This window comes from Pedobacter sp. ASV28, from assembly GCF_016428855.1.
In the GTDB taxonomy this organism is placed as follows: domain Bacteria; phylum Bacteroidota; class Bacteroidia; order Sphingobacteriales; family Sphingobacteriaceae; genus Pedobacter.
In genome coordinates, this window is sequence record NZ_JAELTN010000039.1 from 38,350 (window position 1) to 53,590 (window position 15,241).

At 38.9% G+C, this 15,241-nt stretch carries 14 protein-coding genes and 1 tRNA gene; 3 read left to right on the forward strand and 12 right to left on the reverse strand.

Annotated features, from left to right (window positions below):
• Positions 1-37: 37 nt before the first annotated feature.
• From JHD79_RS14765 to atpD, 11 genes are all read right to left on the reverse strand, one after another.
• Positions 38-799 (reverse strand): class I SAM-dependent methyltransferase, encoded by a 762-nt coding sequence (locus JHD79_RS14765; protein ID WP_199120069.1) that lies wholly within the window; start codon positions 797-799, stop codon positions 38-40.
• A 90-nt stretch (positions 800-889) separates the two neighbouring features.
• Positions 890-1,183: an antibiotic biosynthesis monooxygenase gene (locus tag JHD79_RS14770; RefSeq protein WP_199120070.1), complete on the reverse strand. Its 294-nt coding sequence runs from the start codon at positions 1,181-1,183 to the stop codon at positions 890-892.
• 93 nt (positions 1,184-1,276) lie between these two features.
• The gene (gene leuC / locus JHD79_RS14775) at positions 1,277-2,680 is read right to left on the reverse strand and encodes a 3-isopropylmalate dehydratase large subunit (protein WP_199120071.1); all 1,404 of its coding nucleotides are present in this window, start codon (positions 2,678-2,680) and stop codon (positions 1,277-1,279) included.
• 224 nt (positions 2,681-2,904) lie between these two features.
• Complete coding sequence (gene ilvC, locus JHD79_RS14780) at positions 2,905-4,386, reverse strand: ketol-acid reductoisomerase (RefSeq protein ID WP_199120072.1); 1,482 nt, start codon at positions 4,384-4,386, stop codon at positions 2,905-2,907.
• A 273-nt stretch (positions 4,387-4,659) separates the two neighbouring features.
• On the reverse strand, positions 4,660-5,295 hold the full coding sequence (ilvN, locus tag JHD79_RS14785; RefSeq protein ID WP_113661880.1) for an acetolactate synthase small subunit: 636 nt from the start codon (positions 5,293-5,295) through the stop codon (positions 4,660-4,662).
• 79 nt (positions 5,296-5,374) lie between these two features.
• Positions 5,375-7,117: a biosynthetic-type acetolactate synthase large subunit gene (ilvB, locus tag JHD79_RS14790; protein ID WP_199120073.1), complete on the reverse strand. Its 1,743-nt coding sequence runs from the start codon at positions 7,115-7,117 to the stop codon at positions 5,375-5,377.
• Positions 7,118-7,163: 46 nt separating this feature from the next.
• Entirely contained in the window at positions 7,164-8,843 is a 1,680-nt protein-coding gene (gene ilvD, locus JHD79_RS14795) for a dihydroxy-acid dehydratase (RefSeq protein ID WP_199120074.1), read from the reverse strand.
• A 204-nt stretch (positions 8,844-9,047) separates the two neighbouring features.
• Positions 9,048-9,938 (reverse strand): branched-chain amino acid transaminase, encoded by an 891-nt coding sequence (locus JHD79_RS14800; RefSeq protein ID WP_199120075.1) that lies wholly within the window; start codon positions 9,936-9,938, stop codon positions 9,048-9,050.
• 589 nt (positions 9,939-10,527) lie between these two features.
• Positions 10,528-10,851, reverse strand: coding sequence for a GNAT family N-acetyltransferase (locus JHD79_RS14805; protein WP_199120076.1), 324 nt, complete (start codon positions 10,849-10,851; stop codon positions 10,528-10,530).
• A 217-nt stretch (positions 10,852-11,068) separates the two neighbouring features.
• A complete protein-coding gene (atpC, locus tag JHD79_RS14810) occupies positions 11,069-11,317 on the reverse strand; it encodes an ATP synthase F1 subunit epsilon (protein WP_199120077.1) in 249 nt (82 codons plus the stop codon).
• Positions 11,318-11,436: 119 nt separating this feature from the next.
• Positions 11,437-12,942: a F0F1 ATP synthase subunit beta gene (atpD, locus tag JHD79_RS14815; RefSeq protein WP_199120078.1), complete on the reverse strand. Its 1,506-nt coding sequence runs from the start codon at positions 12,940-12,942 to the stop codon at positions 11,437-11,439.
• 151 nt (positions 12,943-13,093) lie between these two features.
• Here atpD and JHD79_RS14820 point away from each other — a divergent pair, with 151 nt between their 5' ends.
• The 3 genes from JHD79_RS14820 to JHD79_RS14830 all read left to right on the forward strand — a co-directional run bounded on the left by JHD79_RS14820 (position 13,094) and on the right by JHD79_RS14830 (position 15,031).
• Positions 13,094-13,993 carry an SDR family oxidoreductase gene (locus JHD79_RS14820; RefSeq protein WP_199120079.1) on the forward strand — a complete coding sequence of 300 codons (900 nt, stop codon included), beginning with the start codon at positions 13,094-13,096 and terminating at the stop codon, positions 13,991-13,993.
• Positions 13,994-14,110: 117 nt separating this feature from the next.
• Entirely contained in the window at positions 14,111-14,575 is a 465-nt protein-coding gene (locus tag JHD79_RS14825; protein WP_199120080.1) for a redoxin domain-containing protein, read from the forward strand.
• A 382-nt stretch (positions 14,576-14,957) separates the two neighbouring features.
• Positions 14,958-15,031, forward strand: a tRNA-Arg gene (locus tag JHD79_RS14830).
• 21 nt (positions 15,032-15,052) lie between these two features.
• Here the strand turns inward: JHD79_RS14830 and JHD79_RS22820 are convergent.
• The coding region (locus JHD79_RS22820) for a hypothetical protein (protein ID WP_233164721.1) at positions 15,053-15,241 on the reverse strand (189 nt) is incomplete at its 5' end.

The window sequence follows — 15,241 nt, forward strand, 5'->3', positions numbered from 1 at the left end:
TTGTTGTTTGGTCTCACAACTTATAACCCAAAACTTATTACTTTTTAATCGCTTTTATCCTTAATCTTTTATAATCTGCAGTCCACTCACTATCTTTAAAATAGTTTGGTTTTAAAATTTCGATAGCCAAATTGGTTACTGCGTTGGCTTCTTCTTCATTTAGGCCTATAAAGGCATGTTGTGCAAATTGATTAATCCAGTTTAGCATGCCATCTTCGCCAATCAATTTAGTAGGTCTTTCAAACAGCCATATTTGCTCCGTTTCGAAACCTGTAGATTCTAGCAAAGCGGCATAATGACCAATAGATGGGAAAAACCAAAAATTGGAAATTACCCTATGCTCCAGATACAGCTGTTTAGCAGCATTTTCTATCGCATCAACAATAGACTTGATGTTTCCTTTGCCTCCAAATTCAGCAACTAAGCGACCACCGTGTTTCAAGCTTTTGTAAATGCCTTTTAACAATCCTCTTTGGTTTTCTATCCAGTGAAAGGTGGCATTACTAAAAACAGCATCAAACTCACGGTTATAATCCAATAGGGTTGCATCTTTTTGTTCAAATTGGATGTTCGGATAATTTTGCTTGGCCAATTCCACCATATCTGCCGAGGCATCTACCCCTAAAACGATTGCTCCAGTTTCTTGTATTTTAGCTGCTAAATCACCAGTGCCGCAACCTACATCTAAAATAGATTCACCTGCTTGTGGCGCCAACCATTGCAAAACATCGGCACCATAATCTGATACGAAGCGATGTTGTTCATTATAAAGCTTACTGTCCCAATATATTTCTGGCATATGGCTAGGTTTTTAGTTGTTTCGTTTTTTTGTTTTTTGGAAATAGAAAGTCCTTGTTCCTTGCTCTTTTTTCCTTACTCTTTAAACCAATTATCTTTTTACCTCTATAAAATGTTCTACCGTAGGAAATGGTTCATAAAAATGATGCAGTAAAGCTTTCCATTCCTGATATGCTGCAGAACTTCTAAAACCTATGGTGTGTGCTTCTAAATCTGTCCAATTAACCAATAAGATGTATTTGGCAGGCTCTTCCATACACTTCTGAAGTTGATGAGAAACGTAACCATCCATACTGGCAATAATTTGTTCAGCCTTAGCAAAGGCAGTTTCAAACTCTGCTGTCAGATTTGGAATTACATTTAATATGGCAACTTCTAAAATCATTTTTTTGTTGGTTAGTTATTTCGTTCGTTGGTTTTTTAGAAACCAGTGTAAATGTCTTTATTCTTTACTCCTTGTTCTTTGTTCCAAAAAATCCTAAGCTTCCAACAATTCCCTTACATCGGTAATTTTACCTGTAACTGCTGCTGCTGCTGCGGTTAATGGACTTACTAATAAGGTTCTGGCATTTGGTCCTTGGCGTCCTTCAAAATTTCTATTAGAAGTAGACACACAATATTTACCTGCCGGAATTTTATCTTCGTTCATGCCCAAACAGGCCGAGCAGCCTGGTTCACGTAATTGGAAACCCGCACTTTCGAAAATTTTATCCAAACCTTCTGCCACGGCTTGCGCTTCTACCTGTTTTGAGCCTGGAACAATCCAAACTTCCACATCAGCAGCTTTCTGCTTTCCTTTTACAAAAGAAGCCACTTCACGTAAATCCTCGATACGAGAATTGGTACAGCTGCCAATAAATACATAATCTATGGGTTTGCCAATTAGCGAAGCATCATCATCAAAGCCCATATAGTCCAATGCTTTTTGATAAGATAGTTGCTCGCTTGTAGGTTGCGCTGAAGTAGAAGGAATTTTATCATCAATACCAATCCCCATACCTGGATTAGTTCCGTAAGTAATCATCGGTGCAATATCTGCCGCATTGAAAGTTAAAATACTATCAAAAGTAGCATCAGCATCGCTGTATAAAGTTTTCCAGTAAGTTAACGCCTCCTCCCATTTCTCACCTTTTGGCGCAAATTCACGACCTTTAATATATTCGAAAGTAGTTTCGTCAGGTGCGATTAAGCCACCACGAGCACCCATTTCTATACTCATATTGCAAACGGTCATACGAGCTTCCATACTTAAAGAACGGATAGCAGAACCCGCAAATTCTACAAAATAACCAGTACCACCAGCCGCAGAAATTTTAGCGATGATGTAAAGAATGATATCTTTTGCGCTAATGCCCTTACCTAGCTCGCCATTTACCTCAATTTTCATGGTTTTAGGTTTCGATTGTTGTAAACATTGCGTTGCAAAAACCTGTTCCACCTGAGAAGTACCGATACCAAAAGCAATAGCACCGAAAGCGCCATGCGTTGAAGTGTGACTATCGCCACAAACCATTGTCTTTCCTGGTAGGGTGATACCCAACTCTGGGCCAATAACGTGCACAATACCTTGGTAACGATGCCCTAAACCATATAATTCAACACCAAATTCTGCACAGTTCTTGGTTAACATATCCACCTGATATCTTGAAAGTTCTTCCTTAATCGGCAAATGCTGATTAAGCGTAGGTACGTTATGATCTGCCGTAGCCACAGTTTGCTGCGGACGGAAAAGTTTCAAGCCACGTTTCCTTAAACCATCAAATGCCTGAGGAGAGGTCACCTCATGAATTAAATGCGTATCAATGTACAAAATATCAGGGAAGCCTTCTTCACGCTTTACCACATGTGCATCCCATATTTTTTCTACTAATGTTTTCGCCATCTTTTTATAAGTTATTTTTAGTTAGTTTGTCAGTCTGAGCTTTCCGATAAATTGGAACAAATAGTCGAAGACTTTCCTATAAAATTAGAAAAGAATTCCTTCGACAGGCTCGGAATGACATTCTTTTTTGTAAACCTTGCAGGTTTTTAAAGCCTACAAGGTTTGATGTTGTTCCTTAAATTTTCCTTTAGTGCCTATCCCAATTATTCGGGAGGCTTTAGGGATTATGCGGTTTTAATTGACTTCATAGCAGTCATTGCTTTGCGCAGTCTTCTGCCTACTACCTCAACTTGATGATCACGTAAAATCTCGTTAATGGCTACCAATTCGGCATTATCTACCGAACCATCTTTACCTTCATTAAAATTTTTACCTACTAAATCAGTATCCACCGTTTTCATGAAATCAGTTAATAAAGGCTTACAAGCTTGATCAAATAGGTAACAGCCATATTCCGCAGTATCAGAAATTACACGGTTCATTTCAAATAATTTCTTACGAGCAATGGTATTGGCAATTAGTGGCGTTTCGTGCAACGATTCGTAGTATGCCGATTCTGGTTTAATACCCGCTTCTACCATGGTTTCGAAAGCCAATTCAACGCCAGCCCTAACGAAAGCCACCATTAAAGTATAGTTGTCGAAATATTCTTGCTCACCAATTTTCACCTCGCCGGCAGGCGTTTTCTCGAAAGCCGTTTCACCAGTTTCAGCTCTCCATTTCAATAAGTTCGCATCGCCGTTAGCCCAGTCAGCCATCATGGTACTGCTAAATTCACCACTCATGATATCGTCTTGGTGTTTTTGGAACAATGGACGCATAATGTCTTTCAGCTCCTCAGAAATTTTGAAGGCTTTTACTTTGGCCACATTGCTTAAACGGTCCATCATACCACTTACACCACCGTGTTTCAAAGCTTCTGTAATTACCTCAACGCCATATTGTACCAATTTAGAAGCATAACCAGCTTCAATTCCTTTTTCAATCATTTTATCGAAAGATAGGATAGAACCAGTTTGTAATAAACCACATAAAATCGTTTGCTCGCCCATTAAGTCAGACTTAACCTCAGCCACGAAAGATGATTTCAACACACCAGCCCTATGGCCGCCAGTACCCACGCAGTAAGCCTTAGCTTGTGCCAAACCTTTACCTTCAGGGTCATTTTCTGGGTGAACCACAATTAAAGTAGGTACACCAAAACCTCTTAAATATTCAGCCCTAACTTCAGAACCTGGACATTTAGGGGCCACCATAATTACAGTAATGTCCTTACGGATCTGCATGCCTTCTTCCACAATATTAAAACCGTGCGAATAAAGCAAAGTAGCACCTTGTTTCATTAAAGGCATTACCGCATTAACCACCGAAGTATGTTGCTTATCAGGTGTAAGGTTAATGACTACATCAGCAGTAGGAATTAACTCTTCGTAAGTACCCACTTTAAAATTGTTGTCGGTAGCATTTTTCCAACTGTCTCTTTTTTGCTCGATAGCTTCCTTACGTAAAGTGTAAGATACATCCAAACCACTGTCTCTAAGATTTAAACCCTGGTTTAAGCCTTGAGCACCACAACCTACAATTACCAGTTTTTTGCCCTTAAGTGCATTTACACCATCTAAAAACTCATCGTTTTCCATGAAATCGCATACGCCTAATTGGTTCAGTTTTTCTCTAAGTGGTAATGTGTTAAAATAATTTGCCATTGTTTTTATTGGTTAATTTTTATGTGGTTTACTTCTTTAGCAGCCACATGATTGATATTTCTAATTTTTTATTTTTTTCTTGAAAAGCAATTTCCTATGCTCTTCGCCTGCCTGCCGCAGGCAAGGTTATTCTTGTCCCGCTTTTCGCTTCTGCCGATGAAAAATTGGCATTCGTTTCAATCGGGTTTAGCCAACAAAAGTCAGAAGACCGATGTCTGATGACCGAAGTTTAAGACTGTTTATCTTCGGACTTCCGTCTTCTGACCTCCGACTTTACATCGTAAAAATCTTATCGCCCTTATCTAAGAACTCGTTTTCTACACGTTCTTCTCCTGGTTCTTCAGCTTCAAACTCTTTCAGTTTTTCGTGGAAACCAGCGCTATCTTTAATAATGGCCACTCTAGCGCTTCTAACAAACTCGATCAATTCGTAAGGCTCAAGTGCTTTTACTAAAGCATCGGTTTCTTCTTTATGACCAGTTACCGAGAAAACCGTATAATCTTTTCTAATCACTACAGCAGTAGCTCCGTACTGTCTCAACAAACGCTCTACCGTTACTTTTTCTGTAATCTCTTCGGTAGAAACCTTGTAAAGGGCCAGCTCTTGCCAAATTACTTCGCTGTCTGTATTGAAGTACACTTTTAGCACCTCAACTTGTTTTTCTATCTGACGAGCTAATTTCCTTACCACTTCATAACTTTCGTTAATTAAAATGGTAAAGCGATGTATGCCTGCAATCTCTGACGGAGAGGTATTTAAACTGTCGATATTGATTTTCCTTTTTGAAAATATAATCGAAATACGGTTCAACAAACCAACTCTGTCTTCGGCGTAAACAGTGATGGTGAAGTCCTGCTTGCCTTCGTAGTTTGCATCCCCAGGGATATATTTTATGGTGTCGTTACTCATTGTCTTTGTGGATTAAGGAACAAGGAATAAAGATGAAAGACTTTCGTCTTTGTTCTTTTGTCCTTATTCTTTGCTCTAATTATTTCAATCTAATTTCACTTACGCTCATTCCTTGCGGAACCATTGGAAAAACATTGTTCTCTCTGCCCACCATTACTTCCAATAGGTAAGAGCCTTCGTGGTTAATCATGGTTTCTAAGGCTTTTCTCAAGTTTGCACGTTCGTCAACTTTATCAGCAGCTATGTAATATGCTTTAGCTAAGGCCACAAAATCAGGGCTGGTGATGTTCACAAAAGAGTAGCGTTTGTCATGGAACAACTGTTGCCACTGACGAACCATGCCTAGGAAACGATTGTTCAAAATTAGGATCTTAACTGCAGCACCAAATTGCATAATGGTACCCAACTCTTGTGGAGTCATTTGGAAACCGCCGTCGCCAATAATGGCAATTACCGTTTTATTTGGTGCACCATATTTAGCACCAATAGCTGCAGGCAAACCAAAGCCCATGGTGCCTAAGCCACCTGAAGTGATATTGCTGCGGGTATTATTAAACTTGGCATAGCGGCAAGCTACCATTTGGTGCTGACCAACATCGGTTACAATAATCGCTTCTCCGCCACAAATTTCGTTGATGTTTCTTAGTACTTCTCCCATGGTCATTTCTTCACCAGAAGGGTATAATTCTGGTGTAATGACTTGGTCTATCTCTTGTTGGTTGTAATCTCTAAATTGAGCTAACCATGTTTCGTGTTTATTTTCTTTTGCCAAGTTGGTTAAGATGGGCAAGGTCTCTTTGCAGTCGCCCCAAACACCAACTTCAGCTTTAACATTTTTATCAATCTCGGCGGGGTCTATATCTAAATGAACAATCTTAGCCTGTTTGGCATACTTGTCTAAACGCCCGGTTACACGGTCATCGAAACGCATACCAATAGCAATAATCACATCTGCTTCGTTAGTTAATACGTTTGGACCATAATTGCCATGCATGCCCAACATTCCAACATTTAAAGGGTGGTCGGTTGGAATAGCGCCTTCGCCCATGATGGTCCAGGCGGCAGGGATACCTGTTTTTTCGATAAATGCTTTAAATTCTTTTTCCGCATTGCCTAAAATCACGCCTTGACCAAATAATACAAATGGTTTTTGGGCGCTGTTAATCAGTTTAGCCGCTTCTTCGATAAACTCAATCCTTACTTTTGGTTTAGGTCTATAGCTGCGGATATGATTACATTTTACATAAGCTTCAAATTCTTCGATTTGCAACTGCGCATTTTTGGTAATGTCGATCAATACAGGACCTGGTCTGCCACTTTTAGCTATATAAAAAGCTTTTGCCAATACCTCAGGAATTTCTTTTGCATCGGTAATCTGGTAATTCCATTTGGTAACTGGGGTAGTAATATTAATCACATCAGTTTCTTGGAAAGCATCTGTACCTAAAAGGTGTGCAAATACTTGTCCGGTGATACAAACTAAAGGCGTACTGTCTATTTGAGCATCAGCCAGACCGGTTACCAAGTTGGTTGCCCCCGGGCCGCTGGTGGCAAATGCCACACCTACTTTTCCGCTGGTTCTCGCATAACCTTGAGCAGCATGGATCCCACCTTGTTCGTGGCGTACCAAAATGTGCTCTAGTTTGTCAGCATAATCATAAAGGGCATCATAGATGGGCATAATTGCACCACCTGGGTAGCCAAAAATAGTGCTTACACCTTCTTCAATAAGTGCATTCAACAACATTTGTGAGCCCGAACCTTTAAAAGTAGGGGAGGTTGTCGTTGCCTTTTTGGTCTCTATATCTTGTAAGGTTTCCATAGTTTCTTAATATTTATGAATGGAAGTTTTCAGTTTAGGTTAATTGTTACATTTCGTCGGTTACACAACCTTCAGAAGCATCGGATACGGTTTTTGCATATTTATACAATACGCCCTTGCTGACTTTCAGTTTAGGCTGTTGCCATTTCGCTCTACGTTCTGTGATGACCTCGTTACTGACCATAAGGTTGATGGTATTGTTTGCAGCATCGATTACGATAAGATCGTCATCTTCCACTAAACCAATGGTTCCTCCTTTATAAGCTTCTGGAGTAATGTGTCCTACTACGAAACCATGGGTGCCTCCAGAAAAACGACCATCAGTAATTAAAGCAACACTCTTGCCTAAGCCAGCACCAACAATTAGGGATGTTGGTTTCAGCATTTCGGGCATGCCTGGCGCTCCAACTGGACCTTCGTTTTTAATGACCACCACATCTCCTTTCTTGATTCTTCCAGAAGCAATTCCAGCCACTAAATCTTGTTCACCATCAAAAACTCTTGCTGGTCCTTCGAACTTTTCGCCTTCTTTACCAGAGATTTTCGCCACCGAACCTTTTTCTGCTAAGTTTCCGTACAAAATCTGTAAGTGCCCGGTAGCTTTAATTGGGTTGTCTAGCTTTTGTATGATGGGTTGGTTATAATCAATGATAGATTTTACGTCCTTTAAGTTTTCAGCAACAGTTTGTCCGGTTACCGTTAAACAATCTCCATGTAAAATACCTTCATTTAATAAGTATTTCATCACTGCAGGTGTACCGCCAAATTGATGTAGGTCTTGCATTAAGAATTTACCGCTTGGCTTAAAGTCTGCCAATACAGGTGTAATATCACTCATGCGTTGGAAGTCGTCTTGCGTAATTTCTACACCTACAGCCTTTCCAATGGCGATGAAATGCAGTACTGCATTTGTACTTCCGCCTAAAACAATGATGGTACGAATAGCATTTTCAAAAGCCTTACGGGTCATAATATCTGAAGGCTTAATGTCTTTTTCTAAAAGGATACGGATATACTTACCAGCGTCTAAGCATTCATTTTTCTTTTCTTCGCTGATAGCAGGATTTGATGACGAGTAAGGTAGGCTCATTCCCAAAGCTTCAATTGCCGAAGCCATGGTGTTTGCGGTATACATACCACCACAAGCTCCAGCACCTGGGCAAGTATGTTTGATGATCCCCTGATAATCTTCATCAGATAAATTACCAGATATTTTTTGACCTAGGGCCTCAAAAGCAGAAACGATGTTCAATTCTTCGCCTTTATAATGACCAGGTGCAATAGTGCCACCGTAAACCATAATAGATGGGCGGTCTAAACGGGCCATTGCCATAATAGCACCCGGCATATTTTTATCACAGCCAGGGATGGAAATTACACCATCATAATATTGTCCACCACAAATGGTTTCAATACTGTCTGCAATCACATCACGGCTAACCAAAGAGTAGCGCATCCCTTCCGTTCCATTGCTCATACCATCACTTACACCAATGGTATTAAAAGTAAGACCGACTAAACCATTATTCCAGACGCCTTTTTTTACGACTTGGGCTAAATCGTTCAAGTGCATGTTGCAGGTATTACCATCATAGCCCATGCTGGCAATACCTACCTGGGCTTTCTCCATATCGGCATCGGTTAGGCCAATTCCATAAAGCATGGCTTGTGCTGCTGGTTGGGTTGGGTCTTGCGTAAAAGTCTTACTGTATTTGTTTAATTCCATTTATTATTGTTGTTTGTTCTGTTCAAATCAAAAAAAAACCGCCTCTTTTTGGGAGGCGGTTTCGCTATAGTATCTTTTCACTATATACAACGATTGCCATCCCCCTGATGAGGAATTAGGATAATGTTGTTAATAATGACTGTGTTCAAACGCATGTTTTGTTCTTTCCAGCCAAACATACTAACAAATTATCAAGAAGAAAAATTAAATGATCACTTCATAGTTTACTTTTTCTAATACCAGGTTTTTATATGCTCTTTGTAGGGTAGCGCCAATGCTATCTCTCCATCTCTGCCTAAATACCACGTCATCAATGGTGTGTATACCAGCAACTTCTACTGCTGTTCCACAAAAAAATGCACTATCGGCTTCTTTCAAAAAGGATACACTTATTTTTTTTTCAATGACCTCAATGTCAAGTACATTACAAAGTTCGATAAGGGTGGCCCTGGTAATGCCCGAAAGAATATTACCTTTTGCCGGCGTATATAACTTGCCATTTTTTTCAATGAAAAAGTTGGCCCCAGGTGCTTCTGCTACGTTACCTTGCATATCTAACAATAAAGCCTCATCAAATCCCCTGTTTTTGGCATCGGTAGTCGCCAATATAGAGTTGACATAATTTCCACTAATTTTTGCCTCGATGAAAGTCGACTTTGGATTTGGGCGTTCAAAGGGGGAAATGCTTACTTTTAATTGGCGGTCTCCTAAATAAGCTGCCCATTCCCAGGCGCAGAGCATAATGGATACTTTTTCAGGTGCTACCAGTGTCATTTGCGGTTCGCTAAATACCAATGGTCTTATATAGGCATCTTTAAAATTATTCAGTTCGAGCAGCTTGTAAGTTTGTCTAATTAGGTCCTCGATATTCCAATTAAATGGAATGCCAGTTAATTCGCATGAACGTTTTAACCTTTCATAGTGTTCTCTGGCCTTGAAAATTCGGGTAGCATTGTGGGTTTTGTAAGCCCTAATGCCTTCAAATGCAGCAAAGCCATAGTGTAAAGATTGACCATATAAATCGGTCTTTGCTTCACTGGCTTTTACAAATTGGCCATTTAGATAAATTACCGTGTTCGAATTGTAATAATTCATTTTCATCTGTATTTACTTTTTCTTCAATTGTGATGAAGCTATTATGATCTCTATAATCATAATGGTTTGTTTTGTTTTAAAAAAAGCGTCCCATTTTTTGAAGAAAGGGACGCTTTTTTTGATTTTACATCAATATCGTTATAACGAACCCTTGCATTGCTTTAGAAATAGCACATTAAGCAGCAGTACTTCGGTAAAACCAAAGAGGTTGACATTGCTATTTAGTGTGTTCACTTTCATGTTACTTTAGGTATGATTATTTCGATGGTTTTTATAAATACCAATTTAGTATTTGGTTCAAAAAATAGCAATAGGTAAAATGAAATTATTCAATTAAGTATAATATTTTGTTTTGTTCTTTTTTTAAAGAATAAAATATTGTTAATTTGGGTTATTAAGGTGTAAATATGTGATAATTGTATACCGAATATGAAAACGGTATTCGGTACAGATATTATGCTTGCATTGTATTTAGGAGAATTTCGGCGTGAAAGTGAGAAATGTCATAAAAAGATGAAAGATGGAGGATCAAAAAAATACCAGAAATTTAAGTGAATTTAGATAGACACATACGGTTATAATGATTTGGTTAGTCTTGCCTATTAAAAAATTTTAGGTATTTAGATGGAACTAATCTTTTCCATTCAGTATGCCTTTTAATGTAGGCAAATACCAATGGGCATAATGGTACAAGGGAATAGGAATTTTCTTCCAGGTAATTCAATGTTTTTTCAATAAGTGCTGTTGCTGCACCTTTTCCTGCTAAAGCTGCTGGACTTTCTGTATGAATGAGTTTGGTGATCTTGTCTTCTTCTTCATAATCAATAAAGGCAATATGGCCATCTATTTCTAATTGGAAACGTTGTTTTTCTTGGTTTTTGACAAGTGGTAGGTTAAGGTATTCTTCTTTCATTTCGTTCAACTTTTAAATGATCATAAATAAAGTTAGATAGAAAGCTTTAACTTATTGTTGACTTATGGTAAGTTAATCTGATAATATAACGTGGCTGCTATAATCATAATCAACTTCTTGGGCGATCGACATTTTGCTCAAAATGTAGGTAAGATATTGCAAAACAAAAAAAGCCCTGAACGAAAGTTCAGGGCTTTGAGTAAACTGTAATTTTGACTTAAGCTACAACGGCCTCTGCCAAAACAATAATTTTATTATCCAGTACTTCAACAACGCCACCTTTGATATTGAATATGTTCTCGGTGTTTGTAACTTCTTTTACCACAACAGGCCCATCTTCTAAGGTAGAGATGATAGGCGCATGATCTTTCAAAATTTGAAAAGAGCCTGAAGTGCCAGGAACTGTAACTGCAGTTACTTCGCCTTCAAAAACTTTCTTGTCTGGAGTTAATATTTCTAATTTCATTTCTCTCTAGTAGTTAGTATTTAGTAATTAGTAGTTAGAACCAATTCACTAAATAAATTAATGAGGTAGTACTTAGGCTAAAGACGGTAATCTATAAACTAAGCACTAACTACTATATCCTAATTATTAGCCTCTGCTAATAATTTTTTACCTTTTTCAATGGCATCTTCAATGCTACCAACCAAGTTAAATGCAGCTTCAGGATATTCGTCAACTTCACCATCCATGATCATGTTAAATCCTTTGATGGTATCTTTAATGTCAACTAGTACACCTTTTAAGCCTGTAAACTGCTCGGCTACGTGGAAAGGTTGAGATAAGAAACGTTGAACACGACGAGCTCTAGATACGACCAATTTATCTTCCTCAGATAATTCGTCCATTCCTAAGATCGCGATGATATCTTGTAATTCTTTATAACGTTGTAAAGTTTCTTTCACACGTTGAGCGGTGTTATAGTGCTCATCGCCTAAAACAGCAGGAGAAAGGATGCGTGAAGTAGAATCCAATGGGTCCACCGCAGGATAGATCCCTAACTCAGCAATTTTACGGGAAAGTACAGTAGTAGCATCCAAGTGGGCAAAAGTTGTTGCCGGAGCCGGGTCAGTTAAATCATCCGCAGGTACGTAAACGGCCTGTACTGAAGTAATTGAACCACGTTTGGTTGAAGTAATACGCTCTTGCATTAAACCCATCTCAGTTGCCAATGTTGGTTGGTAACCTACTGCAGATGGCATACGACCTAATAAAGCCGATACCTCGGAACCTGCCTGAGTAAAACGGAAGATGTTATCTACGAAGAAAAGGATGTCTTTTCCAGCGCCTTCACCATCACCATCACGGAAATATTCTGCAACGGTTAATCCAGACAGGGCTACACGAGCACGTGCACCTGGAGGCTCGTTCATTTGACCGAAAACCAATGTTGCTTTTGATTCTTTTAATTTTTCTGTATCAACCGCGTTCAAATCCCATCCACCTTTTTCCATAGAGTGCAAGAATTCATCACCATAGTTGATTACACCAGATTCGATAAACTCACGAAGTAAATCATTACCCTCACGAGTACGCTCTCCAACACCGGCAAATACTGATAAACCAGCATATGCTTTAGCGATGTTGTTTACCAGCTCCATAATTAATACAGTTTTACCTACACCAGCACCACCAAATAATCCAATTTTACCACCTTTTGCATAAGGCTCTAATAAGTCGATCACTTTAATACCTGTAAAAAGTACTTCGGTTTCTGTAGATAAATCTTCAAATTTAGGAGGATTAGCATGGATCGGGCGACCATCAGTTTTGTCAACAGTATTGATCCCGTCAATCGCTTCGCCAACTACGTTAAATAAACGACCTTTAATTTGGTCGCCAACAGGCATTTTAATCGCTGCGCCAGTATCCACCACATCCATTCCGCGAACTAAACCATCAGTAGAGTCCATTGAAATTGCACGTACACGATCTTCGCCTAGGTGTTGTTGAACCTCAAGAACGATTTTTTGACCATTTTCTTTGGTAATCTCCAGAGCAGAGAAAATTTTAGGTAAAGTGGCATCGTTAACAAAGCTTACATCGACTACCGGTCCTATAATTTGCGCTATTTTTCCAATATTAGGCATATTTTGTATTTGGTAAAATTATAAAAATCAAAATGTTAAAGGCGGTTTTGTACGCCTGCTTTTCGGTTTGCAAAGTTATAATATTTTCATGTAATTTTTACATATAAATAAAATGTTTTTCAACAGTTTATTAAATGCTAATTTAGTCTCGATGAAAACAGTTTTGGTTACAGGCAGCAACGGTCTTTTAGGTCAAAAAATTACCGAGAAAATTATAGCAGGAAAAAGCATTCATTTGATAGCTACAAATAGGGGCGTGAATAGGTTCCCAGAGCATACAGGCTATGTTTACGAAGAGATGGATATTACTGATGGGCATAGGGTAGAAGCATTGTTGCTAAAATATAAACCTAATGCTATTATTCATACCGCTGCCATGACCAATGTAGATATCTGTCATCAGGAGCGCGAAGCCTGTTTGAAACTAAATGTAGAGGCTACTGCGCAGCTGGTATCGCTCTGCGAAAAAATGCAGATACATTTTATATATATATCTACTGATTTTGTGTTTGATGGCTTGAACGGTCCATACAGGGAAGAAGATGTGCCCAGCCCTGTAAGTTTTTATGGAGAAAGCAAGCTACAGGGAGAATGGTTAACGCAACAGATGAAAGGTAAGTGGTCTATATTGAGAACGATATTGGTGTATGGCATTTTGAAAGATATGGGCCGAAGCAATATTGTGCTTTGGGCAAAAAATGCCTTGGAAAATGGGAAACCAATTCATGTGGTAAATGATCAATGGCGAATGCCCACGCTTGCAGAAGATTTGGCCGAGGCTTGCTTATTGGCCGTTGAACAAGAAGCAGAGGGGATTTATCATATATCTGGTCGAGATATGATGAATGTTGTAGGATTGGTAAAACGGGTAGCCGATTTTTGGAATCTAGATAAAAACCTTATTAAGGAGGTCAGCTCGGACAGTTTAGGCCAAGAGGCCAAGCGTCCCAAAAAAACAGGATTTATTTTAGACAAAGCGATGACCGAGTTAAATTACGAACCACATAGTTTTGAAGAGGGATTGGAAGTGGTTAGGCGGCAACTAGGGTAAGGATAAAGGAGCAAAGAATAAAGAACAAAGATAAAGCGTATATGGATCGGTCTTGCGAACTTGCCTGCAATTAACCGATTAACCAAATTAAACAGTTAAACATTTAACAATTATAATATGTCATTACAAGTAGGAGATCAAGCTCCAGATTTTAAATTAAATAATTCAGAGCTTAAGGAAGTTTCTTTGAGCGATTTTGCAGGAAAGAAAGTGGTGCTTCACTTTTTTCCCTTGGCGTTTACTGGTGTTTGTACTACGCAGCTTTGCACCATGAGAGATAATTTCGGTTATTACGATGGTTTGAATGCGCAAATTTTAGGAATTTCGGTCGATTCTCCGTTTGCTTTAGCAAAGTTTAAAGAGGAACAGGCTTATCAGTTTCCATTGTTGTCTGATTTCAATAAAGAAACAGCGGCAGCCTATGGTGCTTTGTATGCAGATTTTGTACTTGGGCTAAAAGGTGTGGCCAAAAGATCGGCTTTTGTAATTGACGAACGAGGCAAGATCGTTTATGCCGAGGTACTGGAAGATGCCGGTAATTTGCCAGATTTTGCAGCGATTAATAAAGTAGTTGCAGGATAGATCCTCTTTGTCTTTGGCTACTCTCCCTAGAGAGAGTAGCCAAAATTCAAGGCCTGTGCAGAATGCTTAAACTTCGTAAGTTCTTTAAAACTTACGAAGTTTGGTAAAAACTTAATAAAAAGTATTACCACTTCAATCCGGTTTAGGGAACTTTAGTGTGCGCATAGTACCTGCCAATTAAACCCGATATGGGCGAAACCAGCCTTGTGGCTAAGATCTGTGTGGTATAAGCCTGTAGCGGAAGTGAATTAAATAGCAGTAAATGAATTGTTTTTCAAATAATTAAAATTTGTTTAAATTATCTGCATAAATAATTAAAAGAAAAAATTGCAAATTTAATTTTCAAGCATTACCTTTGCAGTCCGTTAACAATTACGGAATTGCATTTGTAGCTCAACTGGATAGAGCATCTCACTACGGATGAGAAGGTTTGGGGTTCGAATCCCTACAAGTGCACAGAAAAAAGAGGATGGGAAACTATCCTCTTTTTTGTTTAGCCATTTCACCATCCTCTTCTTTTATTCCAAATTTCATGCTAAAATGGATCAAGCGGAAAAGTTGGGGGGAATGAAATAATTTGTTTCTTTTGTAGTTTACAACAGTTACGATTCCCTTGAACCAAGCCGAACAAACCCTTATCAGTTTTTTATTGCCAGATGGTATTCT

Bases quoted from the DNA above. Each gene is read 5' to 3' on its own strand.
- atpD (WP_199120078.1), bottom strand. From the start codon at position 12,942: ATGCCTAATATTGGAAAAATAGCGCAAATTATAGGACCGGTAGTCGAT.
- ilvN (WP_113661880.1), bottom strand. From the start codon at position 5,295: ATGAGTAACGACACCATAAAATATATCCCTGGGGATGCAAACTACGAA.
- JHD79_RS14805 (WP_199120076.1), bottom strand. From the start codon at position 10,851: ATGAAAGAAGAATACCTTAACCTACCACTTGTCAAAAACCAAGAAAAA.
- JHD79_RS14770 (WP_199120070.1), bottom strand. From the start codon at position 1,183: ATGATTTTAGAAGTTGCCATATTAAATGTAATTCCAAATCTGACAGCA.
- ilvD (WP_199120074.1), bottom strand. From the start codon at position 8,843: ATGGAATTAAACAAATACAGTAAGACTTTTACGCAAGACCCAACCCAA.
- JHD79_RS14800 (WP_199120075.1), bottom strand. From the start codon at position 9,938: ATGAATTATTACAATTCGAACACGGTAATTTATCTAAATGGCCAATTT.
- JHD79_RS14820 (WP_199120079.1), top strand. From the start codon at position 13,094: ATGAAAACAGTTTTGGTTACAGGCAGCAACGGTCTTTTAGGTCAAAAA.
- atpC (WP_199120077.1), bottom strand. From the start codon at position 11,317: ATGAAATTAGAAATATTAACTCCAGACAAGAAAGTTTTTGAAGGCGAA.
- JHD79_RS14825 (WP_199120080.1), top strand. From the start codon at position 14,111: ATGTCATTACAAGTAGGAGATCAAGCTCCAGATTTTAAATTAAATAAT.
- leuC (WP_199120071.1), bottom strand. From the start codon at position 2,680: ATGGCGAAAACATTAGTAGAAAAAATATGGGATGCACATGTGGTAAAG.
- JHD79_RS14765 (WP_199120069.1), bottom strand. From the start codon at position 799: ATGCCAGAAATATATTGGGACAGTAAGCTTTATAATGAACAACATCGC.
- ilvB (WP_199120073.1), bottom strand. From the start codon at position 7,117: ATGGAAACCTTACAAGATATAGAGACCAAAAAGGCAACGACAACCTCC.
- ilvC (WP_199120072.1), bottom strand. From the start codon at position 4,386: ATGGCAAATTATTTTAACACATTACCACTTAGAGAAAAACTGAACCAA.